A 20434-nucleotide genomic window follows, 5' to 3' on the forward strand; every position below is an offset into this window, starting at 1 on the left:
AATCCGCTCCTCCTCAGTTTCATTCAAGCAAGAAACTCTTTAGACTTTTATCTATAAATACGGAATCTGGTTCATGCTGTCCAATGCCTGCGCAATGCCCCCACTTGGATTCAATAGGGAGGAAGAATGCATTTGGTATCTGTTGTGCTTCAACTTTGCTATCCTGGGGAGTGAAGAAAAGGTCTGTACTTCCCGGCATAACCAGGGCGCGTGCAGTTATCCTGCTTAATGCAAGGTTAAAATCACCGTTATACATCGAATTAGCGCTAATGTCACCTGTAATGCCGGTACGTAACATGGTGATCAGGTCATTAGCGTCAAAGGTCAAAAATACCTGATCCCAGTAATCTACGAGATATTCCTCCAGTGTGGGATAGCCCTCTTGCTGATAGAGCTGCTCTAGATAATAAGCCTGAGAGAACCCCCAAGCTGCGTAGACTCGACCCATGGCTGCCAATCCCGTTTTCGGTTTCTGCGTGTAAAAACCATTTTTCCAAGCAGAATCAGCCTGAAGGGCAGCGATCATTCCTTCAAATACAACCTTTGTATGTGGCCGGGTCATGGCAGTTCCGCCGAATGGAGCGATTCGTTTTACCATATCGGGATAGCTTGCCCCCCACTGAAAGGTCTGCACAGCGCCTAGTGACCAACCTACAACGAGGGCGATTTCTGTAATACCGAACTTTTGATTCACCAGTTGATGCTGCAGCCGCACATTATCATAAATTGAGATCAGTGGAAAATTTGCTTGTTGATAGGGCGATGGCGTATTGCTTGGCGAGGAGGAGAGTCCATTGCCCAACATATTAGGGACGATAATAAAATATTTTTCTGGATCCAGTGCCTTGCCAGGTCCGATTAACCATTCGTTATCAGTATGCAAGCCGGCAAACCAGGTGGGATATACAATCACATTATTTTTGGCTGCATTTAGCATGCCGTATGTTTTGTAGGCGAGAATGGCATTAGGCAGAGTGTTGCCGGATTGCAGCAGAACATCTCCTAGTTCATAAATATCATAATCTCTCATATAAAAAACTCCTTCTCATAGCTAAAGTAGGGACTGCCTTCCTTGTCATCACTCTACGATGCTGCTATTGTTAAGTCAAAGAAACGTTCATGAATATAACGTTCATTTTTTTTGAATTAAGGAGCGGAAATGTGATGGAATTGCGCCAATTAAAAACCTTTTATACGCTTGCTTCCACACTCAACTTTACCCGAGCTGCAGAAGTGCAGAACTATGTCCCTTCAACGGTTACGATGCAAATGAAGGCCTTAGAGGAAGAATTGGGTGTCAAGTTGGTGGACAGATTGGGTAAAAATGTGACATTGACCGATGCAGGGAGAAAGTTCCTGCGTTATGCAGATAACATATTGAGTGTGGTTGAAGAAGCACAGCATGCCGTCAAGCAATCCGGCGAATTGACGGGTACGGTAGTCATAAGTGCCGATGAAACGTTATGTACGTATCGGCTGCCGGCTGTATTGCGCCAGTTTCGTTTGTGCTATCCAGGGATTCGGTTAATGTTTCGACCGCTGGCTAATTCGAACCTCAAACAGAGCTTGCGTGAAGGGGACGCTGACATTATTTTTATGCTGGATGAGGACAAGGACGAGACAGGATTTTGCGGTGAAAAAATGCTGGATGAGCCCTTTTATCTATTGGTATCACCAGATCATCCTTTGGCTGCACGTACTGCATTGGCCATTGAAGATTTTCATGGCGAGACCTTTTTGTTGACGGATAAGGGATGTTCCTATCGCACTTTTTTTGATCGAAGTCTTTCACAGAAGGGCATGGGGGGAATTACCGAATTGGAGTTTAACAGTGCTGAGGCTATTAAACAATGCGCGAAAATAGGAATGGGCATTGCCATCTTGCCTGAAATGGCCGTGATAGGAGAAGTGGATCGGGGAGAACTGGTTCCGTTGCCGTGGGATTTGACCGCCACATCGTTTGCAACCCAAATGTTTTGGCATGAAGAGAAGTGGATCTCGCCTGCAATCGAAGCCTTTTTGAGCTTGACCAGAGAAACATTTTTGAAATCTTCGGGTGGAGTAGAAACCTTATCTTCAAAAGGAAGGTGATTTAGAATCTTTCATTCCTGTATGGGTGGATGTGAACATGACTCAATGGGGCGTTTTTCACTTCACTGTGCAGTGAATTTATTATTATTCCAAAAACAAAATATTGCCGTTACAGCCACCACACTGAACCGTATCACAATTGTTCGTTACTCCTGCTCATAACCATCCCTGCCTCCCGTAGAAACAGGAATGCTCATAGTTACCTTCCCTCCACCGGAGGATGACATATTTGCTATAGTTAAGCTCCCTCCATGCTGCTGGGCGGCGGACTCGGCAATGTACAGCCCCATCCCGTGATGATTGCCGGAGCTTCGGCTCTGGTCCCCTCTGTAGAACTGGGTGGCGGCTTCTTTCAGATCGGTTGGCGAGAAGCCGTTCCCCGTATCCGTGACTGTGAAATGGACAGCAGCGTCATCCCCCCGGATCAGCAAAGCAACGCTCCCCAGCGCAGGCGTATGCTCGACCGCATTGGCGATCACATTGACGATTCCCCGCTGAAACAGCTCCTTATCTATAAAGAGAAATGCAGGAAGAGTATCCTTCTGGACATGCGTATGCAGGTCCTTGCCGGAGGACATAGCCTTCATCTGCAGCTCTAATTCTCCAAGAATCTCCGCTGTACTTACCAGCGATTTCTGACGAACAAAGCTGGCCTGCATGCTGGACAGATCAATAACTTCTTGTACGAAGGCTTCAATATCCTCGGCGCTGCGAAGAATGTATCCGTTATATTCCAGCTGGGCAGCATTCTGTGTCGTCTCCTGCAGCAGCTCTGCATTTCCCCGAATGACGGTAAGCGGGGTTTTGATATCGTGGGCCAGCGCGGAAATCTGCTCTCTGCGGGAACGCTCCAGCTCCCACTGCCGCTTAAGTGAAGTGTGCAGGGCTTCTTTCATCCGGTCCAGTGAGAACAGCACATCGTCGATTTCGCTGATACCGCTGGGCTTGACGGTAAACTCAAGATTCTCACGCTGGATGTTCTCTGTCGCTTCCTGTAATCCTGCCATTTTCTCCGTGAGTTTTCTGCCGAACCGGGCGGCAAGCAAGGCCGCTTGGAGCAAAATGCCCAAGATGAAGAGCAGCACTCCCAGCAACTGAGGATTCGGCAGATAGCTGCGCAGTAAGGAAGATGCATACTGCGGCGTTAAGCTATACCGGAATATCCAGATCTCCTGTCCGTGCAGGGCGGTTGTATAGAAATGAGAGTCCTGAGTATTGCCTTGCTGTATAATCTCCCAGGCATGTGCTGCTTCACTCCGGCTCAGATTACCGGCGAGAAGTTCTCCTTCCTGGGTGAAAACCGTATAATCTACCATTCCCGGAACGCTATCGGGCGTCACTGTTCTGCTTGAGGCAAGACGCTCCTTGAACGCAGCAATCTCCTTCTCGGCATAGTTAGCAGGCAGTATAATATTGGAGGAAAACGCCAGTGTGAACAAGCCAAGTACAAGCACCAGCAGCAGAATCGTCCCTGTGCTTAAGAACAAGAGGTATTGCAGGAAAAAGGTGCGAAGGCGCACTGTTTTGATTCTTTTCACAGATTCCACTTATATCCAATCCCCCAGATGGTCTCAATCGCGTCGATCCCGTATTTGCTCAGCTTGGCGCGGATGTTCTTGATATGCTCCGTAATGGCGCTGCGGTCGCTTGCTCCGTCAAATCCGAAGACCGCTTCATAAATATGTTCTTTGGAGAAGACCTGTCCGCGGCTGCGGGCCAGAAATTCGCAAATTTCATATTCGCTTTTGGTCAGAGGCACTTTGTCCTCTTGGACCAACAGTTCTTTACCGGAGAGGTTGAAGTGTACATTCTCCAGATATAGAACATTCCGCCGCTCTCTGCTTTCCCGCCTGAGGTGGGCGCCAATCCGAGCCCGCAGCGCGCCTATGCCAAAGGGCTTCACAATATAATCATCTGCCCCCAGTCCGAGGCCGTACATCAGATCGCTTTCCAGTGTTTTGGCCGTTAAAAAAAGGATCGGGCAATCCACCGCCGCGCGTATTTCCCGGCAAAGTGTAAAGCCGTCCACACCCGGCATCATCACATCCAGCAAAATAAGATCATACGCGCCAAGGTCATTCCGGCACACCTGTGTAGAATCAGAGATCGTTGTCACCAGATGATTGTCAGTAATAAGCGCGTTGCGGATCAGCGACAGGATGGCGGGTTCATCGTCTACCACGAGTATTTTTGCCATATTCGTTCCCTCGATTGTAAGTTGTATGTCTAATTATCGGTTGATCGTCCCTCCCACCGCTGGAACCATGCAGCGCACAGAAGAGCAGCCAGTATTGTTCCCAGCAGCCAGACCGTAATTCCGGCGCTCAGCCCCGATACAGCGGGGGTTACTGTGGTACCGGAGGCATGGATTGTCCACAGCGAGATGAAGCGGACGCCCCATGCGAAGGGAATATACGGCCAGATGGCATCACCCAGCCCGGTGAGCATTAAGGCGGCGACCAGACTCCCCACAATCCCTACCCCGATGGAAGCGCCTCTTCCGAAGCGCAGGCTGGCTGTGAGATGAAGAAGGTAGAGAAACATATTGCTGCCAAACAGAATAACTGCCCCGGTGATGTAAAAGGGCATTCCCAATCTGTCCTGCTGCAGAATCCCGCCGAAACCCAGGCCAAAAAGGCTGTAAGCAAACAGGAGTGCTCCAAAGCCAAACAACAGCAGGAGAAGCAGCTTGCTTATATAGGTTGTAATTTTGTTTGCGGGTATAGCAAGCATGCTTTGAAACTGTCCTGCAGCCGCTTCCTGTTCCACCGACATGGAGCAGACCAGCCCGATCAGGGTAGGAAATGCGCATCCTAGAGACTGCATAAACGCCAGAGCTTTGTCGGTTGCACTCCATGGGGAGTACGAATAGTACGCTAAGAATACGCCAGCTCCGATAAGAGGAACCAGCAGATGAATTAGCAGAAACGGCGTATGCCGGCTTTTGAGCAGATCCGCCCTCAGCAATCCCAGTAGTGAAGCCATGTTACTTCGCCTCCTGCTTACGGAACCATAGCGCAGTAAGGAGGGAGAGCAATCCGAACCAGGCCAGGGAGATCAGGGCATCCGGAAGAATCATTTCCGTGCTTCTCAGCGGACTGTCCACCGGTACGGGGAGACCGTTCGGCAGGATAGACAGAACCGGGCACATGAGCCTGGCAGTAATAGTATAAGGCATAAAATCCCACAGTCCACCGGTATCGAAGGCAACGACACCCATGACATTACCGAACATATTAAGCAGAACAGCGGCGAATAATCCGAGTCGTGCAGCCAGGAACAGACACAATGGAATCTGCCACAGAAACGTGACGAAGATCAGGAAGCTGCCAGCCATGCTGTTCAGCGGCGGAATGGATTGGCCGAACAGTATTCCGCCGAAAGTAATGCCAACCAGGAACAGGAGGATAGTGACTAATAGCCATTCTGCGCAGGCAATTATTTTCCCGGTCCAGAGGGTCTTCAGATCAACAGGCAGAGCCAGTAGTCCACGGTATTTCATCTTGGCGTCCTTATGTAGAGCCAGTGAACAGGTAAGGGTCAGCGCCCCGGGCAAGAGCATCGTGTACCACCAGTTGTAAGCCCCGCTTTGAAATAAGCGTCCGCCCATTAAAATGGCGCAAAGGAGCATCGTGAACACAGGTGCTAGCCAGACAAGCTTAGGGATAAAGGTGCCCCGCCATTTTAAACGTTCAGCCCTAATATGACAAAGCATGTTATTCACCAGCCCTTCGGTTGGCTGCGGCGACCTGCATGAACAAGGCTTCGAGCTCTTGCCCGTGGGGAACGGCTCCCTGATACCCCAGAACACCCCCGGCGATAATTCCGATCTGATCCACTACCTGTTCGACTTCGGAGAGAATATGACTCGACAGAATGACGGTGATTCCTTGCCCGGGAAAAGAACGGATCAGCTCCCGCAGCTCCTGAATCCCGATGGGGTCCAGCCCGTTGGTCGGTTCGTCCAGAATCAGCAGCTTCGGCTGGTTCAAGAGCGCAATCGCGATTCCCAGCCGCTGCTTCATGCCCATGGAGAACTGTCCGGCACGTTTCTTTCCGGTATCGGTTAAATCCACAACGGCGAGGGTCTCCTCAATTCGGGACTGCGGCAGTCCGAGGGCAAGCGTACGCACCTTAAGATTCTCTCTAGCAGTCAGATTCTCATAGAGCGGTGGCGCCTCAATTAATACGCCAATCTCGCTTAAATCCTTCCGTGTCCATTCATGCCCATGAATACGAATACTCCCGGAATCGGGGCGCAGCATGCCTGCGATCATTTTGAGCGTTGTCGATTTGCCTGCACCATTCGGCCCCAAGAGCCCATAGATCGAGTTACTCGGTACTGCTAACGATACTTTGTTGACGGCTGGTTGATGTTTGAAGCTCTTGCAAAGATTCTGGGTTTCTAAAATAATGTCCCGCATATTATATCATCCTTTCCACTTCCACAGTGTAAGGGGAGATTCTAAGGATTCTGTAAGGATAATGGGGGATACACCAGAAGGATTAAGAGGTAATCTATAAATAGTGCAGGATTGACATGGAGAGGTGAATACCGTAATGGATAAGGAAATCTTAAAGCTCGTAGGAACCCGTATTCGTGCTCTTCGGAAAGAGCGGGGCTTGTCTCAGGAAGCTCTTGGTGAGAAAGGCGGATTTCATTTTTCATACATAGGGCAGATTGAACGTGGGGAGAAAAACGTATCTTTGCTGAATTTAAATAAGATTGCGGAATCCCTTGAAGTGAATTTAATACAGTTGTTTGCATATCTGGATGAAGATTTCATCGTTACATCAGCAGAGAGCGATATTCAAGACATTGTGGCTTTACTTCGTGATGCCAATGATGAGAAGATACGGCTGGCTAAAAATGTACTAAAAGAATTATTATGAAACAAAAGTATGGCCGCGACCTAACCATTCAGAGGCGTATACCCGGCATAGGGGATAACGGCCTCTTTTTTGCGTTTCTTGATTTTACTTGGCCCCTTCTTTAAGTATTGAGGTATCCGGGGTGCTGAATTATCTTCAAGTGGCGAGATACGGTATAGTTGTATATATATTGAAGCTAGAAGCGTGGGAGCAAGCTGCCTCGCCTTTTTCACCTTCCAGCTGTTAAATTACGAATAAGGAAAGGGTGACGATATGGTTTTATCAAAAAGAGCTTGTGATTATCTTGCACACTCCGAATGGAAAGACTCTGTTAAGGATGAGAAGGAGATAATCAATGCCTTTCAAGCGGCAAGAATCATGCCTACAGATCCGTTAATAGATTTCCAAACAAGATTCGGCGGATTTACACTCTATGCCTATTTGGAGCCTATCGTATATGGAATTCTTCATAAGAGGCCTTGCCGGGGCGATTTTAAACATGAGAGCGGATTAATCGTAATGGAACCGGAGGATGATATCGTCATACGCCACTTTAATTGTGCAGATACGTTGTATCAAGAGATATTTTCAATTGATGAGCAAGGCAGATATTATGAGGGATACGACTTGAAATGCAACAATTTTGAGACCCATATAGAGAGTTCAGCCATGCTGAATCAGGTCAACAAAGGGAAATGGCAGACCGTTTATAAATATGAGTTAGACGCATATAGAGACTACTATGAGATTGTGGATGAGAACAAGTATGGTGAATTAGTCAAACTGCTGGGGCTAAAAAAGGTGGAAGGTTTCCCTGAGGATATTATTAGTTGGGATACGAATGGAGAAATTCTTGTCTGGAAAAGGGCCGATTCCGTGGTTGTACTTAGTGAGAACGGAATTAAGCCCCGGGAACTAGAGGGGATTAAGGCGATTTTCCAAGAAGAATAGGGTAACTAGGGGGATATTCTATGGATTATACGAAGTGTTTTAAGGAAGTCTTACTGAAGTATTCTTTTATTGACCCTTTCGTGGAATTGATCCGTCATAACGAGAACATCACATACAAGGTCACAGAAAAGTGTTCTGGAGACACGTACTTGTTGCGGATGCATAAACCCATTACAAAAAACATGCAGGGTGTACATAATACGCGTGAGGCTGTTCAATCGGAGTTGGAATATCTGTTAGCTTGGTCTTCTCATTCCGAATTACCTGTTCAAATCCCTGTTCCGAATTTAAACGGTGAACTGGTAACAACTGTTGTCATTGAACACGAAGAAGTGCACTGTTCCGTCTTAAAATGGATTTTTGGGGAAATCATGTCCAAGCAAGACTTGAACAGTGAGGGGACAGTTCGTACCTTTGGGACGCGTATTGCCTATTTGCATCAGTTTTCAATGCGCTATCAACAGGGTTCAAGTTTTATTAGGCCCGAATATGAAATAGAGTGGACAAATACCATGCTGACCAAATTGCGATCCGGTGAAGAAATGGGTATTATCGCTACCAAGGATTTTTATATTCTTGAAAATACATTTTCGTTGATCAATGATCGTATTAAAATATTGAGCAAAACGATGGAGACATGGGGATTCATCCATGCAGACATCAACTATAGTAACTTAATCCTCACACCAAAGGGGATTTCGTTCATCGACTTTGGCTTGTCGGGTTCTGGATATTACGCGATGGATATCGCTATGGGTGCCCTTTTGACTGAAGGAGAATTGCGAAACGCTCTACTAGCCGGCTACACTACTATCATTTCCAGAAAAATAGACACTGAACAGCTAGAGGGTTTCATATTTTTGGTGATATTTGCCTACTACGCTTTTCTGGTAAGTAACCAAGATAAGCATATGTGGATACGTAAACAAATGCCAGATTTGATTAAGAATTATTGCAAACCCTTCCTAAACGGTGAAGTGGTTTTCTACAGTTTTTAATTCAATCGAAGCAATCCATTCTTAATAAAAGTGGTGATCTTAATGCAGAACGTTTATCAAGGAATAGACAACGTTTTGGAGGAAATGCAATCAGCTTTAGAGAAGACAAGGCAGCAAAACCCCGATTTTTACGCGAAGTATCCGATGCAGCTGCTAACCGAAGCGGAAGAGCAGGCAATACGCACCGTCTCCGGGGAATGGAATCTGCCCGATGAGTACATCTACTTTCTGAATCACTATGTTCCCGAATCAGTCTCCTGGAGCACGGATGAATATATCAATCTATTTATTTACGGCGCCAAGGACTTGGTTGAAGGCCAATCAGGCTACAATTATAATCCCGTTACGGAAGAGGTCATTACCGATTGGCCGCGCGACTATCTCGTTATTGCGTCGGATGAAGGCGACCCGTATTGCTTGGATCTCTCCAGAGGAGATACCGTGATTTATACTGCAGGGCATGGAGAGGGTTCTTGGGATTTCTCCGTTGCTTATGATAATCTTATCGAATTTCTTCACAGCGTCTTACTTCCTAGGGGTATTGAGGAGGAATGGGAGATGGGCGAAGACGAACGGTTGGATTACTACAAAGTGTTCATTACAGGCCCGGGCACCGACAAAATAAAAACATTGGTGTTTATCAAAAAGGTATTCTCCTGCGATTATGCGCTGGCGAAAACTTATTTAGAGGCGGTACCTCTACTCGTGTACAAGGGCATTGCTCGGGGTTCCGCTAACATAGAGGACCAATTAAAAGCCATCGGTGCGGATTATGAATTACAGCAAATCAGTGTGGATGAATTTTTGAAGCAATAGATTTATGAGGCGGGTAGATTGTATTGTGGTCGAAAAAACCGGGCTCGGTTGATCTTTTTCATGTTCATCACAGCGGAGTCGAATTTCCACGTGGAACATTTGAAAAGCATAAAAAACCACCGGATTCCAGCGAACACCGAAAGGGCCGCATCAGGAAGGCTATTCTGGAAATAGAGGTAAAAATCGTCTATCATATAGGCTATAGAACAACTAAATGACAGCCGATTAAGGATAATACAAGGAGAAAAGATGGATAATTCAATAAATATTCTCGTGGCCGAGGACGACAATGACATCAGCCGGCTGCTGTGCAGCATTATTCGAAAAAGCGGTTATGTGCCACAGCCTGCCTTTTCCGGAACGGAGGCGCTACTCTATCTGGAGCAACGGGAATGGAGCATGGTACTGCTAGATTTGATGCTGCCGGGAATGACGGGCGAGGAGCTGCTTAAATGGATCCGCTTGCGGGGAGGCGTGCCAGTCATTATCATTTCGGCCAAGGGTGAGCAGCAGACCAAAGTGTCAGCGCTGCGCGGGGGTGCGGACGACTTCATTACGAAACCTTTCGATATCGAGGAAGTCTCGGCGCGAATCGATTCCCATCTGCGCCGGTTTGCGCAGATTGCTCCGCCGGCTGTGCTGAGCGTGCTGCAGCATAAGGGACTTGTGCTCGATCACGATTCCAAAACGGTGACGGCAGAGGGGATAGAGGTTGCGCTGACCGCCCGGGAGTATGAGATTCTCACATTGCTTCTATCGGCACCGAAAAAGGTATTCACGAAAGCAAATCTATACGAAAGCGTATGGGATGAGCCATATTACGGAGACGACAATACGGTCAACGTTCATATGAGCAATTTGCGGAGCAAGCTTGCGAAGGCTGCGCCCGGCAGCGAATTTATCGAGACGGTATGGGGCATGGGCTATCGGCTAAAGCCTTAAGACATTCTTAAGGATTGGCTTTAGCTCCTCTTAAGTTTTCGTTTCTATACTTGGTCTATCACATAAGGGAGGCCAAGACTACAATGAGTGAATATGTATTGCAGACGAATCAATTGTCTAAGAAGTTCAAAGGCAGCGTAGCGCTGGATAAAGTGAATTTATCTATCCGCAAAGGCTCCATATATGGCTTTATTGGGCGGAACGGAGCCGGTAAATCGACGCTGATGCGCATCGTTACCGGACTAGCTTTTCCGTCCGACGGAAGTATCGCGCTGTTTGGCGCGAGCGACGAGCGGGCGTTGACCCAGGCCCGTAAGCGGATGGGTCTGATTATTGAGAGCCCCTCGTTGTTCCCCCACATGACCGCCGCCGAGAATCTGGAGGTGAACCGGCTCCTCCGAGGCATCCCCGGCAAAGACTGCGTCACAAGGATGCTGGAATTGGTCAGACTGCAGGGAACGGGCAAGAAGAAAGTGAAGAATTTCTCGCTGGGCATGAAGCAGCGGCTGGGTCTGGCAATCGCCATGCTAAGCGATCCGGAATTTCTAATTCTGGACGAGCCGACCAATGGGCTCGATCCGATGAGCGTCATCGAAATGCGCGAGCTGCTCAAGCAGCTTAACCACGAACGAGGGATAACGATTCTGATCTCCAGCCACATTCTGAGCGAACTGCATTTGCTGGCAAGCCATTACGGCATCATTCATAACGGTAAGTTGCTGGAGCAGCTCACTGCCCAGGAATTAAATGATAAATGTCAGCAGTACGTGTTTATTAAAGCGGATGATCCGGACAAGGTGGCAACGGTTATTCAGAACGAGCTCCGCACCAATGATTTCGAAGTGATGCCCGATGGCGCGATTAAGCTGTTTGGCAATATCGAACAGCCAGGTAAAGTATCTTCGACGCTATTCTCCGCAGGTCTGGAAATTGAGCAGTTTATGCCGATGGGCGAAGACCTGGAGAGCTATTTCATGAAGCGGATCGGGGGTGCCGGGCATGTATAATCTGATTAGATCCGAGCTGTTTAAGCTGCGTAAGGACAGGTCGTTCCGCGTGCTGCTGCTAATATCCGCCATTCTTTCACTGGTCTATCCACTGCTCTACTACTTTGACCATAAGTCGAGTGGAGAGCCGCAGTTCACAGGAGCCGAGTTTCTGATTCAATTTATTGCAAGCAATGGCTATGTGATCAAATTCGGCGTAGCAGCGCTGGCCGGATTCTTCATCGCCAATGAATATGCGACGGGTGTCATGAAGACGATCGCATCGTCGGGCAACGATAGAGGGCGGCTGTTCGCCGCCAAACTGATCGGATTCTCGGTCGGAGCCATGGCTATCTCTCTGGTATTCCCGATCGTAAGCACGACCGAAGTTTCACTACTTTCAGGTTTCGGCCATTTGCCGGAGGGGTTTGACGCGTCCTTCATACCGCGGGCCCTCGGACTAACACTGCTTTACACTGCAGGCTATGCGGCAATCGGGGCGCTATTGACTGCCGTGTTCACCGAAAGCGGCAAGACGATCGGCTTCTCGATGATTTTCTTCCTAATGATTGATACGATTTTGGGGGGCTTGGGTGAGTACATCCCTTTCTTTACTACAGTGTATGATTATTCTATCTTCAAGCTGATGAACGATATCGGCAAGCCCAGTATTGCCAGCGGCGATCTGCCAGCGCTCCTGCTCGTGCCAGTGCTGACGATTGTCGTATCCGGGCTACTCGGTATTCTCGTGTTCCGCAGAAAGGAAATTAAATAATAATGAGAGGGGCGGGAGAGTCTTGCTTATCCTAACGCTCATATCGGTTACGGTGGCGGCTCTCCTGCTTGCCCATCTGCTGCTGATGAGGCGGGAGCTGGGGCGGATGACGGAGCAACTTCGCCGCTATAATGAACGGACAACCGGTAAAAAAATAGACGTGACTCTATTTGACCAAAGGCTCGAAACGCTTGCAGGTCAAATTAATCGCCAGTCCGATCTCGTAGTCGACGCGGAGGCCCGCAGAAGACGAACCGAGAATGAGCTGCGGCAGGCGATTGCGAACATTTCCCATGATATCCGTACTCCGCTCACCTCCATATTTGGCTATATTCAACTGCTGGAAGCAGAGCCTATTACGCCTGAGGAGAAGCACGAATACCTTACCATTGTTAAAAATCGCACGAGACGGCTGCAAGCACTATTGAACGATTTCTTCGAGTTATCCCTAATCGAATCTTCCGATTATCAGCTTAAGACCGAGCGGATCGGAATGACTGTCCTCCTGTCAGACATTCTGGTCGGTTTCTACGACCGGTTCAACGAACGGGGCATTACGCCGGACATTCGGATGCCAGAGGGAGAGGTATCCGTATATGCCGACGAATCAGCCGTGCGGAGGGTCGTTGAGAATTTACTTATCAATACTGTCAAGCATGCGACCGGTCATGTGGAAATCCGTTTCAAAAAAATGCCTGAGATTGCCGAGTTTACGATCATTAACGAAGCGAAGGAGTTATCCGACACCGATGTGAGATTGCTATTTGATCGCTTCTACACGGTCGACCGTACCCGATCCGGCCAAGGATCGGGACTTGGTCTTTCCATCGCCAAAAGTCTGATGGACAAGATGAACGGTACGCTGACAGCGGAGCTGCACCGGGGCAACTTAAAGATGACCTGCCGCTGGAAGCTGTGATCACGGGACACCGATTTAGCCAATCAATGGGGAATGCAGTTAGTCGTTCATGCCACTTTATTTACAGTTTCTTAAAATTTTCTATTTCTCCACGATAAAAATCAACGGTTTTACCTTCTGTAGTTTTCCAATCCCTTTCCAACAGTGCGATTATTTCTTGCAGCTTTTCAATGGCCTTTTCATATTTTCCTTGGATTTCATATATATGATAAATGGCTTCCAATGCATCTGTATATTTTGGACTTGGCTGTAGTTCGTAACCTTTGGAGTAATACTCTATGGCTTCGTCGTATCTGCAAAGCTTAGCCATGCAGTCTCCTCTAGAGGACCATGCAAGCCATTCATGAGGATGCAATTCAGTCATTTGCTCCCAAAGAATTAATGCTTGAGAAAGATTGCCTTCTTCCTTGCAGATCAGTCCTCCATATAATTGATATAAATAACCTGGGCGGATTTCGTTCAAGCTTTCTAGAGTTTCTTTTGCTTCAGTGCATCTGCCATCTGCAATTAAGTAGTTCATAAGCCATACATAACTTTTCCAATAGTCTGGATGATTAGGCACGAAATTCTTATAATACTCTATGAGTTTATGGCGATTAGAGAAGTTCCAGTCAAAAATGACTCCATTCTCCGCATCCCGCAAAGCGTTATGATTACTTTTTTTATGTGGATCTAACAACAGTGCCTCCTTGGCATAATGGGAAGCTAATTCACGGTGCTCCTCTGAACGATGAATGTGTAACTGAGCCAGCAATGTGAGACATTGGGACTTTTTTTCGTCATTAGTTAGCCTTTCTTTGAGAAATTGTTCAGCATAGCTAAAATCATCCTTGGAAATAAAATGTTCGGTACTAATCATATTTTCAATACGTTCTACATGTGTGTCATCAGTTAATGCAAATAGTTCATCAATTGTAACCCCTAAAATCACAGATAAATCAGGAAGAATTTGAATATCAGGCATGGTTACGTTGTTTTCCCACTTGGATATGGCTTGGGATGATATATTCAGTTTTGTTGCAAGTTCTTCCTGAGTCATTCCTTTTTGCAAACGTAGGGTTTTGATTTTTTTTCCGATCTCAATATTCATTTGGATACCCTCCAATTTTTATCAGTTCGACTAGTCCCTTGCATTATATCTTGTTGTTTGAAATCTCCTCAATGACCGCGTGGTTAAACGAGTTAACTTATCAGTTACATTAGCGACCACAAGGCACAACTGCGTTCCTAAGCAATCGCCGCCGATATTGTTAAGCAGCAATACCAGCATGAGCCTCCCTTTTGGATCATTCGATCATTAAGTGTACATTTTTGCTTCCAATGATATTAACAATATGTTATTATCAAAATGAAAGTAAGAGTGAACTGACTTTATAGTGCGCAAATTGGATGAAAGCAGAGGGGATGAAAGTGAATAAATCATGGGGCGGTTGGAACCTGTTTGAATTGACCTGGCTGGTTTTGTTTACTTCAATTGCTGTTGGGTTTACGGTGATTTCTAAGGATTCTTTATTCGGATTTACGGTCTTTATCACCGGGGTGCTGTGCGTGGTGCTCGCGGCGAAGGGACAACTGATGAGTTATGTGTTTGGGATGTACAATACCGTTGGTTATGCATACTTGGCTTACGTCAACGGTTTGTTTGGAGAGGTTATGCTAAATTTGCTTTTCTTTGTTCCTATGAATGTGGTCGGCTTCTACATGTGGAAAAATAACCGGACTAACGGCAAGCTGTCCATGCGTCAGCTGGAGCTCAAGCGTCTGCTCCTTGTGGGGGCGGTCTGCGTATTAGGCAGCCTGCTGCTGGGCCTGGGCTTATCGTTCATACCAGGGCAGAATTCGCCTTATATTGATGCCATTACGACGGTGTTATCCGTTGTCGCAACTCTTTTAATGGTTCGAAGATTCAAGGAACAATGGCTGGTCTATATTGTCCTCAATATGTTCACAGTGCTGCTGTGGGTGATTCGAATGCTCGAGGGGAGCGGTGAAGGCCTGCTGATGATCGTCATGTGGAGCGCGTATCTGGTTAACGCTGTATACGGCTACTACAATTGGAACAAGGGAGCCAGGGAGGTATCAGCATGAAGAGACTTGGCTTAACGCTCGGGAAGTTTGCCCCGCTGCATAAAGGGCATCAGTTCATGTTCGAGACGGCGCTGCAAGAGGTCGATGAACTGATTGTAGTGATCTATGAGACGACGGTGACCCCGATCCCGCTGCATATCCGGGCCAACTGGATTCGCAAGCTCTACCCGGCGGTGCGGGTGATTGAAGCCTGGGACGGTCCCGACGGGTATTCGAACGACCGGGAGCATGAGATAAGGGAGGAGCAATATATTCTGGGGTTACTGAAAGGCGAGCAAGTGACGCATTTCTACTCCAGCGAGTTTTACGGAGAGCATATGAGCATCGCTTTGGGCGCAGTAGACCGGCGGGTGGATGAAGCCCGCGGGCAGGTACAGATTTCAGCTACCATGGTCCGTTCGGATCCTTACAAGTACCGGCAATATGTGAGCGATAGCGTGTATCGGGATTTAATAACAAAAGTGGTTTTTGTGGGAGCGATGTCTACCGGCAAATCCACGATCACCGAAGCGTTGGCCCGGCGGTATCGCACAACCTATGCGAGCGAATACGGGCGCGACTATTGGACGGAGCATCAGGTGGACCGCAGAATTGGCTTAGAGGCGTTCGATGAAATTGCTGTCGGCCATATGGAGCGGGAAGAGCGGGCTTTACTGCAAGCGGATAAATATCTTTTTGTCGATACCAATGCGATCACGACTTATATGTTTGCCCTGGATTACCACGGCCGGGCTCCTGAACGCTTAACCCGGATCGCCCTGGAAAATGCACAGCGGTACGACCTTTTTTTCCTGTGCGACGACGATATTCCTTACGAGGATACATGGGACCGCAGCGGGAATCAGAAGCGGCATATTTTCCATAAGCAAATTATTGCAGATTTGAAGGCGCGGCGGATTCCCTACATCACACTTCGGGGAAGCCTGGAGGAACGAATGGGTAAGGTAGACGAAGTGCTGGCAACGTTCAAGCCCTATCATAATTATTTTGGCGAAGCACGGTGGTAATTAATGTTATTGACAAAACTTTTGACTATGATTAGTATTGAAAAATATTTAAATGAAGTTATGATCCTATAATCAAATAATTTCTAAGCTATGAATGCTATGGATCACACTATAGCAGGAGCAGCTTCTGGAGAGACCGTGGGGATTCCCCGGCGCCGAAGGGTTCACAATCTCAGGCAAAAGGACAGAAGAGTACTGGATAATTCATTTGTTATTCTGATAAGCGTCAGAATAATGAATGTATTTTATTTAATATTCTTTTAACCGTGAGATTGGAGCGTATCCAGTCTCTTTTTTTATTGTCATTTTTACTTGTTCATCATTTCACAAAGAATTATTAGATTTAGAGGGGGAGTTTCACATGGCACCACAAGAACTAAAGAGAGATCTAGAGAATCGGCATGTTCAGCTCATTGCAATTGGGGGGACCATCGGGACCGGATTGTTTTTAGGATCAGGTAAAGCTATACAACTCGCAGGACCATCCATCATCTTTGCTTATTTAATCGTCGGTATTGCCGTGTTTTTTGTTATGAGGGCCTTGGGAGAACTTCTGTTGTCGAAAGCGGGTTATCAATCTTTTACAGACATCGCCGAAGATTATCTTGGACCGCGGGCAGCATTTGTAACCGGATGGACCTATTGGTTTTGTTGGATCATGACGGCTATGGCGGATATTATAGCTGTTGGCGTATATGTACAATATTGGTTTGATATTCCGCAATGGATCCCTGCCGTCATTTGTTTAATCATTTTATTAGGGCTCAATTTATTAACTGTAAAAAGTTTTGGCGAATTGGAGTTTTGGTTTGCTTTAATCAAAGTAGTGACTATTCTCGCGTTGATTGTTATCGGGGCAATCCTGCTGGTGATAGGATTCAAAACAGCTTCCGGAACGGTTACTGTCAGTAATATTTGGGCGCATGGGGGAGTATTCCCGAACGGGATTTCAGGTTTCTTACTTTCCTTTCAAATGGTTGTGTTTGCCTTTGTCGGTGTGGAATTGGTGGGAGTATCGGCAGCGGAAACGTCCAATCCAGAAAAAACCATCCCATCCGCGATTAATAAAATCCCGTTGAGAATTCTATTTTTCTACGTGGGTGCCATTATCGCCTTATTATCCATCAACGCATGGACAGAACTAAATCCCGCAGAAAGTCCTTTTGTTAAAACGTTTAGTTTGGTGGGGATACCGATTGCTGCTGGAATTATTAACTTTGTCGTATTAACTTCAGCCGCGTCTGCCTGTAACAGCGGAATGTTCTCAACAAGCCGGATTCTATATAATTTGAGCAGGAATGACCAGGCTCCAGCCAATTTTGCAAAGCTGAATAGAAATCATGTCCCAAGCAATGCGCTCTTCATCTCCACGCTTGTGTTATCTGTGGGAGCTCTTTTGAGTAAGCTGATTCCGGAGACTGCTTTTGGAATCGTGACAACCATCAGTGCCATTTGTTTCATCTGGGTTTGGGGTATCGTTCTGATCTGCCATTTGCGGTATAAGAAAACAAAGCCGGAATTGCAGGCGAAGTCAAAATTCAAAGCCCCGTTCACCCCATTTATTAATTATGTAGTCTTAGCGTTGTTTGCAATCATACTCATTATTATGCTTTTTGCTGAAGAAACACGTCCGGCCTTATTATTGACGCCGTTATGGTTTATTCTATTATTTGTTTTGTATTCGACGAATCGGAGAAAGCGGGAAAGAAGCAGCAAAATAATCAGTACAGAATCACATCCCATGGATGCCTGACCCGATCATTCTTTTAATAGAAAAGGGGATTACCTCAGGCCTTAGTTATTTTTTAGGCGAAAAAATTGAAATTCTTCAATATCACCTTCCAAGAAGCAACTCCGGCAGTTATTCTTATAAATGAAAATGGACATAATTTCATTTATCAGGAGGGATAACTATGGCGGGGCAAATATGGATTAATCTACCTGTTAAAGATATCAACAAATCAAAAGGTTTTTTTACGGAGATTGGATTTTCCTTGAATCAAGGACCTGGAAATGCTGATGATAAAGCTAGTCTAGTCATCGGAGACAAGAATGTTATTGTGATGCTTTTTACAGAATCCACGTTCGAAAGATTTACCGGAAATAATATTGCAGATACAACGAAAGGCACTGAAGTATTGTTTACAATTGGTGCAGATCGCAAGGAAGAAGTGGATGAAATGGTAACGAAGGTGGTAAAGGCTGGCGGTAGCATTTACGGCAAACCCCATGACCAGGGCTGGATGTATGGTGCAGGTTTTGCTGATTTGGATGGTCATCGCTGGAATGTGCTGTATATGGATATGAGCAAATTCCCTGCTGAGAAATAATAGTGGCAGTCTGGAACAATGAGTGCATTCAAATACTATCTTGAATTTACATTGTAAATTTTACAAAGGCGTAGTTTTCCGTTAATACTTCTTTTACACTCATCTTCTATAGTTAAGCAATTACTAACAATAGAGGGGAATATTGAACATCAATGAAAACATGGGAAACTGTACTATCTACGCTGCTCCTTGCAGGCGCTCTACTTCCTGCCGCAACAACTAACGCAGCATCCGCCTCAGACCTAAAAGGATATGAACCTCTGCGCAAGCACATGGATGGGATCGGAGCAACTATCACTTGGGATAGTGACGATAAGTCGGCACTGGTCAAGCTGAAGAACGGATTCGCAGGCACGTTCACGGCAGGCGATAAGGAATATCGTCTAGCGGGTAAAGCAGGCGAGCTTCCAGCGGAGGTCAAATTAGTCGATGGTAAGATGTACATTCCTTCCAAGCTGCTTCAAGCTATTCTGGCGGAAAATGCAAAGTTTATCAATTCCGCGGATATCATCACCCCTTATCCGGTAACCGCTCAGGTAGAGACGGCAGCCGTTGAAGATGGCGAGGATGCAGCCGATGACCCGGCCATTTGGCTCGATTCTACGAACCCGGCGAATTCCAAAATCATTGCCACGAACAAAGGCGGAGGCGTCCTCGTCTATGATTTGAACGGCAAGGAGCTTCAAAATTATAAAGTAGGAAAAATGAATAATATTGATATACGTTATGATTTTCAGCTTGGCGATAAAAAAGTAGATATTGTTGGTGCGACGAACCGTTCTACGAACACGATCGATATTTTTTCCATGGATGGGGCAACCGGGAAGTTGACTGACATCGTAGCAGAGCCCATTAAAGCGAAGATGGAAGAGGTATACGGATTCAGCCTTTACCATAGCCTGAAATCGGATAAGTATTACGCTCTGGTGCTGGGTAAAGAAGGCGAATTTGAGCAATATGAGCTGACTGAGAATGGGAAGGGCAAAGTTTCAGGCAAGCTCGTTCGCGAGTTTAAGCTGGCTACGCAATCAGAAGGAATGGTAGCTGATGATGAGTATGGCATGATGTATATAGCGGAAGAGGATTACGCGATATACAAATATGATGCGGAGCCTGACAGCGGTACAAAACCTCTATCCACTGTCGATATTGCGGATGGACGCCGATTGCAGGATGATATTGAAGGGTTGACTCTCTATTATGGTGCCGACGGCAAAGGTTACTTAATCGCCTCCAGCCAAGGCAGTGACAGCTACGCGATATATGACCGTGAAGGCAATAACGCTTACCTTACTAGCTTCAAAATCGCCGATGGCTCATTGACCGATGGCACCTCAGTAACTGATGGTATTGATGTGCTCGGGTTCGGACTGGGCGAACAGTTCCCTTATGGCATTTTCATCGCACAGGATGATTCCAACATCAACAATGGCAAAGAGCTTAACCAAAACTTTAAAGTAGTAGCTTGGGATCAAATTGCTAAAGGTGCAAAGACTCCGCTTCTGATGGACAACAAAGTGGATCCTCGTAAACTTGTGGACCGCAGCGCGAAGTAATATTGGTTAACAGCTAACGTGCAAGTTTTAAAGTAAAGAACATTTTCTCATAAGCAGCCTCCAACTCCACATTTCAGGGGTCTTGGGGGCTGTTTTGATTTAT

Annotated in this window: 21 protein-coding genes and 1 riboswitch; of the genes, 14 read left to right on the forward strand and 7 right to left on the reverse strand. The window is 46.7% G+C overall.

The annotated features are described in order from the left end of the window. Positions 1–19: 19 nt before the first annotated feature. Positions 20–1030, reverse strand: a complete 1011-nt coding sequence (locus ACQ76X_RS25715) for an alpha/beta fold hydrolase (protein WP_438496585.1) — start codon at positions 1028–1030, stop codon at positions 20–22. A 134-nt stretch (positions 1031–1164) separates the two neighbouring features. Here ACQ76X_RS25715 and ACQ76X_RS25720 point away from each other — a divergent pair, with 134 nt between their 5' ends. Continuing rightward, a complete protein-coding gene (locus ACQ76X_RS25720) occupies positions 1165–2091 on the forward strand; it encodes a LysR family transcriptional regulator (RefSeq protein WP_438496586.1) in 927 nt (308 codons plus the stop codon). Positions 2092–2237: 146 nt separating this feature from the next. On the opposite strand, the gene ACQ76X_RS25725 is transcribed toward ACQ76X_RS25720, so the two are convergent. From ACQ76X_RS25725 to ACQ76X_RS25745, 5 genes are read right to left on the reverse strand one after another with little or no spacing between them, the layout of a single operon-like run. Continuing rightward, positions 2238–3638 (reverse strand): HAMP domain-containing sensor histidine kinase, encoded by a 1401-nt coding sequence (locus tag ACQ76X_RS25725; protein WP_438496588.1) that lies wholly within the window; start codon positions 3636–3638, stop codon positions 2238–2240. Beyond that, a complete protein-coding gene (locus tag ACQ76X_RS25730) occupies positions 3626–4288 on the reverse strand; it encodes a response regulator transcription factor (protein WP_438496589.1) in 663 nt (220 codons plus the stop codon). Before ACQ76X_RS25730 ends, ACQ76X_RS25725 begins: the two co-directional genes overlap by 13 nt. Before the next feature lie 29 nt (positions 4289–4317). Beyond that, a complete protein-coding gene (locus ACQ76X_RS25735; protein ID WP_438496590.1) occupies positions 4318–5076 on the reverse strand; it encodes a lantibiotic immunity ABC transporter MutG family permease subunit in 759 nt (252 codons plus the stop codon). A 1-nt stretch (position 5077) separates the two neighbouring features. Beyond that, on the reverse strand, positions 5078–5806 hold the full coding sequence (locus tag ACQ76X_RS25740) for a lantibiotic immunity ABC transporter MutE/EpiE family permease subunit (protein WP_438496591.1): 729 nt from the start codon (positions 5804–5806) through the stop codon (positions 5078–5080). A 1-nt stretch (position 5807) separates the two neighbouring features. Continuing rightward, positions 5808–6515, reverse strand: a complete 708-nt coding sequence (locus ACQ76X_RS25745; RefSeq protein WP_438496592.1) for a lantibiotic protection ABC transporter ATP-binding protein — start codon at positions 6513–6515, stop codon at positions 5808–5810. Between the two features lie 136 nt (positions 6516–6651). Between ACQ76X_RS25745 and ACQ76X_RS25750 the strand changes: the two genes are divergently transcribed. The 8 genes from ACQ76X_RS25750 to ACQ76X_RS25785 all read left to right on the forward strand — a co-directional run bounded on the left by ACQ76X_RS25750 (position 6652) and on the right by ACQ76X_RS25785 (position 13350). Further along, positions 6652–6984, forward strand: coding sequence for a helix-turn-helix domain-containing protein (locus tag ACQ76X_RS25750; RefSeq protein WP_076111852.1), 333 nt, complete (start codon positions 6652–6654; stop codon positions 6982–6984). 252 nt (positions 6985–7236) lie between these two features. Then, entirely contained in the window at positions 7237–7914 is a 678-nt protein-coding gene (locus ACQ76X_RS25755; RefSeq protein WP_438496595.1) for a hypothetical protein, read from the forward strand. A gap of 20 nt (positions 7915–7934) precedes the next feature. Then, positions 7935–8912 (forward strand): phosphotransferase enzyme family protein, encoded by a 978-nt coding sequence (locus ACQ76X_RS25760; RefSeq protein ID WP_438496596.1) that lies wholly within the window; start codon positions 7935–7937, stop codon positions 8910–8912. Between the two features lie 84 nt (positions 8913–8996). Further along, complete coding sequence (locus tag ACQ76X_RS25765; RefSeq protein WP_438496598.1) at positions 8997–9728, forward strand: SMI1/KNR4 family protein; 732 nt, start codon at positions 8997–8999, stop codon at positions 9726–9728. 249 nt (positions 9729–9977) lie between these two features. Further along, positions 9978–10670: a response regulator transcription factor gene (locus tag ACQ76X_RS25770; RefSeq protein WP_038598076.1), complete on the forward strand. Its 693-nt coding sequence runs from the start codon at positions 9978–9980 to the stop codon at positions 10668–10670. Positions 10671–10753: 83 nt separating this feature from the next. Beyond that, positions 10754–11677: an ABC transporter ATP-binding protein gene (locus ACQ76X_RS25775; protein WP_438496599.1), complete on the forward strand. Its 924-nt coding sequence runs from the start codon at positions 10754–10756 to the stop codon at positions 11675–11677. Beyond that, entirely contained in the window at positions 11670–12431 is a 762-nt protein-coding gene (locus ACQ76X_RS25780) for an ABC transporter permease (RefSeq protein ID WP_438496601.1), read from the forward strand. The genes ACQ76X_RS25775 and ACQ76X_RS25780 overlap by 8 nt, the downstream gene beginning before the upstream one ends. A 22-nt stretch (positions 12432–12453) precedes the next feature. Beyond that, positions 12454–13350: a sensor histidine kinase gene (locus ACQ76X_RS25785; protein WP_438496603.1), complete on the forward strand. Its 897-nt coding sequence runs from the start codon at positions 12454–12456 to the stop codon at positions 13348–13350. A gap of 61 nt (positions 13351–13411) precedes the next feature. On the opposite strand, the gene ACQ76X_RS25790 is transcribed toward ACQ76X_RS25785, so the two are convergent. Beyond that, a complete protein-coding gene (locus ACQ76X_RS25790; protein ID WP_438496605.1) occupies positions 13412–14440 on the reverse strand; it encodes a helix-turn-helix domain-containing protein in 1029 nt (342 codons plus the stop codon). A gap of 320 nt (positions 14441–14760) precedes the next feature. On the opposite strand from ACQ76X_RS25790, the gene pnuC reads away from it, so the two are divergent. From pnuC to ACQ76X_RS25815, 5 genes are all read left to right on the forward strand, one after another. After that, entirely contained in the window at positions 14761–15438 is a 678-nt protein-coding gene (gene pnuC / locus ACQ76X_RS25795) for a nicotinamide riboside transporter PnuC (protein WP_438496607.1), read from the forward strand. Continuing rightward, positions 15435–16445, forward strand: a complete 1011-nt coding sequence (locus ACQ76X_RS25800) for an AAA family ATPase (RefSeq protein ID WP_438496608.1) — start codon at positions 15435–15437, stop codon at positions 16443–16445. Before pnuC ends, ACQ76X_RS25800 begins: the two co-directional genes overlap by 4 nt. 117 nt (positions 16446–16562) lie before the next feature. Further along, a riboswitch (glycine riboswitch) is annotated at positions 16563–16643 on the forward strand. A 163-nt stretch (positions 16644–16806) separates the two neighbouring features. After that, on the forward strand, positions 16807–18198 hold the full coding sequence (locus ACQ76X_RS25805; protein ID WP_438496610.1) for an amino acid permease: 1392 nt from the start codon (positions 16807–16809) through the stop codon (positions 18196–18198). Positions 18199–18358: 160 nt separating this feature from the next. After that, positions 18359–18775, forward strand: a complete 417-nt coding sequence (locus ACQ76X_RS25810) for a VOC family protein (protein WP_438496612.1) — start codon at positions 18359–18361, stop codon at positions 18773–18775. A gap of 152 nt (positions 18776–18927) precedes the next feature. After that, complete coding sequence (locus tag ACQ76X_RS25815) at positions 18928–20331, forward strand: phytase (RefSeq protein WP_438496613.1); 1404 nt, start codon at positions 18928–18930, stop codon at positions 20329–20331. Positions 20332–20434: the final 103 nt, after the last annotated feature.

It is taken from the genome of Paenibacillus sp. IHBB 3054, from assembly GCF_051594305.1.
Classification (GTDB): domain Bacteria; phylum Bacillota; class Bacilli; order Paenibacillales; family Paenibacillaceae; genus Paenibacillus_AQ.

What these genes read in the sequence shown, in the direction of transcription:
- ACQ76X_RS25745 (WP_438496592.1), bottom strand. Translation starts at nt 6,515, where the DNA reads ATGCGGGACATTATTTTAGAAACCCAGAATCTTTGCAAGAGCTTCAAA.
- ACQ76X_RS25770 (WP_038598076.1), top strand. Translation starts at nt 9,978, where the DNA reads ATGGATAATTCAATAAATATTCTCGTGGCCGAGGACGACAATGACATC.
- ACQ76X_RS25740 (WP_438496591.1), bottom strand. Translation starts at nt 5,806, where the DNA reads ATGCTTTGTCATATTAGGGCTGAACGTTTAAAATGGCGGGGCACCTTT.
- ACQ76X_RS25715 (WP_438496585.1), bottom strand. Translation starts at nt 1,030, where the DNA reads ATGAGAGATTATGATATTTATGAACTAGGAGATGTTCTGCTGCAATCC.
- ACQ76X_RS25780 (WP_438496601.1), top strand. Translation starts at nt 11,670, where the DNA reads ATGTATAATCTGATTAGATCCGAGCTGTTTAAGCTGCGTAAGGACAGG.
- ACQ76X_RS25760 (WP_438496596.1), top strand. Translation starts at nt 7,935, where the DNA reads ATGGATTATACGAAGTGTTTTAAGGAAGTCTTACTGAAGTATTCTTTT.
- ACQ76X_RS25720 (WP_438496586.1), top strand. Translation starts at nt 1,165, where the DNA reads ATGGAATTGCGCCAATTAAAAACCTTTTATACGCTTGCTTCCACACTC.
- ACQ76X_RS25810 (WP_438496612.1), top strand. Translation starts at nt 18,359, where the DNA reads ATGGCGGGGCAAATATGGATTAATCTACCTGTTAAAGATATCAACAAA.
- ACQ76X_RS25790 (WP_438496605.1), bottom strand. Translation starts at nt 14,440, where the DNA reads ATGAATATTGAGATCGGAAAAAAAATCAAAACCCTACGTTTGCAAAAA.
- ACQ76X_RS25765 (WP_438496598.1), top strand. Translation starts at nt 8,997, where the DNA reads ATGCAATCAGCTTTAGAGAAGACAAGGCAGCAAAACCCCGATTTTTAC.
- ACQ76X_RS25755 (WP_438496595.1), top strand. Translation starts at nt 7,237, where the DNA reads ATGGTTTTATCAAAAAGAGCTTGTGATTATCTTGCACACTCCGAATGG.
- ACQ76X_RS25735 (WP_438496590.1), bottom strand. Translation starts at nt 5,076, where the DNA reads ATGGCTTCACTACTGGGATTGCTGAGGGCGGATCTGCTCAAAAGCCGG.
- ACQ76X_RS25750 (WP_076111852.1), top strand. Translation starts at nt 6,652, where the DNA reads ATGGATAAGGAAATCTTAAAGCTCGTAGGAACCCGTATTCGTGCTCTT.
- ACQ76X_RS25805 (WP_438496610.1), top strand. Translation starts at nt 16,807, where the DNA reads ATGGCACCACAAGAACTAAAGAGAGATCTAGAGAATCGGCATGTTCAG.
- ACQ76X_RS25800 (WP_438496608.1), top strand. Translation starts at nt 15,435, where the DNA reads ATGAAGAGACTTGGCTTAACGCTCGGGAAGTTTGCCCCGCTGCATAAA.
- ACQ76X_RS25815 (WP_438496613.1), top strand. Translation starts at nt 18,928, where the DNA reads ATGAAAACATGGGAAACTGTACTATCTACGCTGCTCCTTGCAGGCGCT.
- ACQ76X_RS25730 (WP_438496589.1), bottom strand. Translation starts at nt 4,288, where the DNA reads ATGGCAAAAATACTCGTGGTAGACGATGAACCCGCCATCCTGTCGCTG.
- ACQ76X_RS25775 (WP_438496599.1), top strand. Translation starts at nt 10,754, where the DNA reads ATGAGTGAATATGTATTGCAGACGAATCAATTGTCTAAGAAGTTCAAA.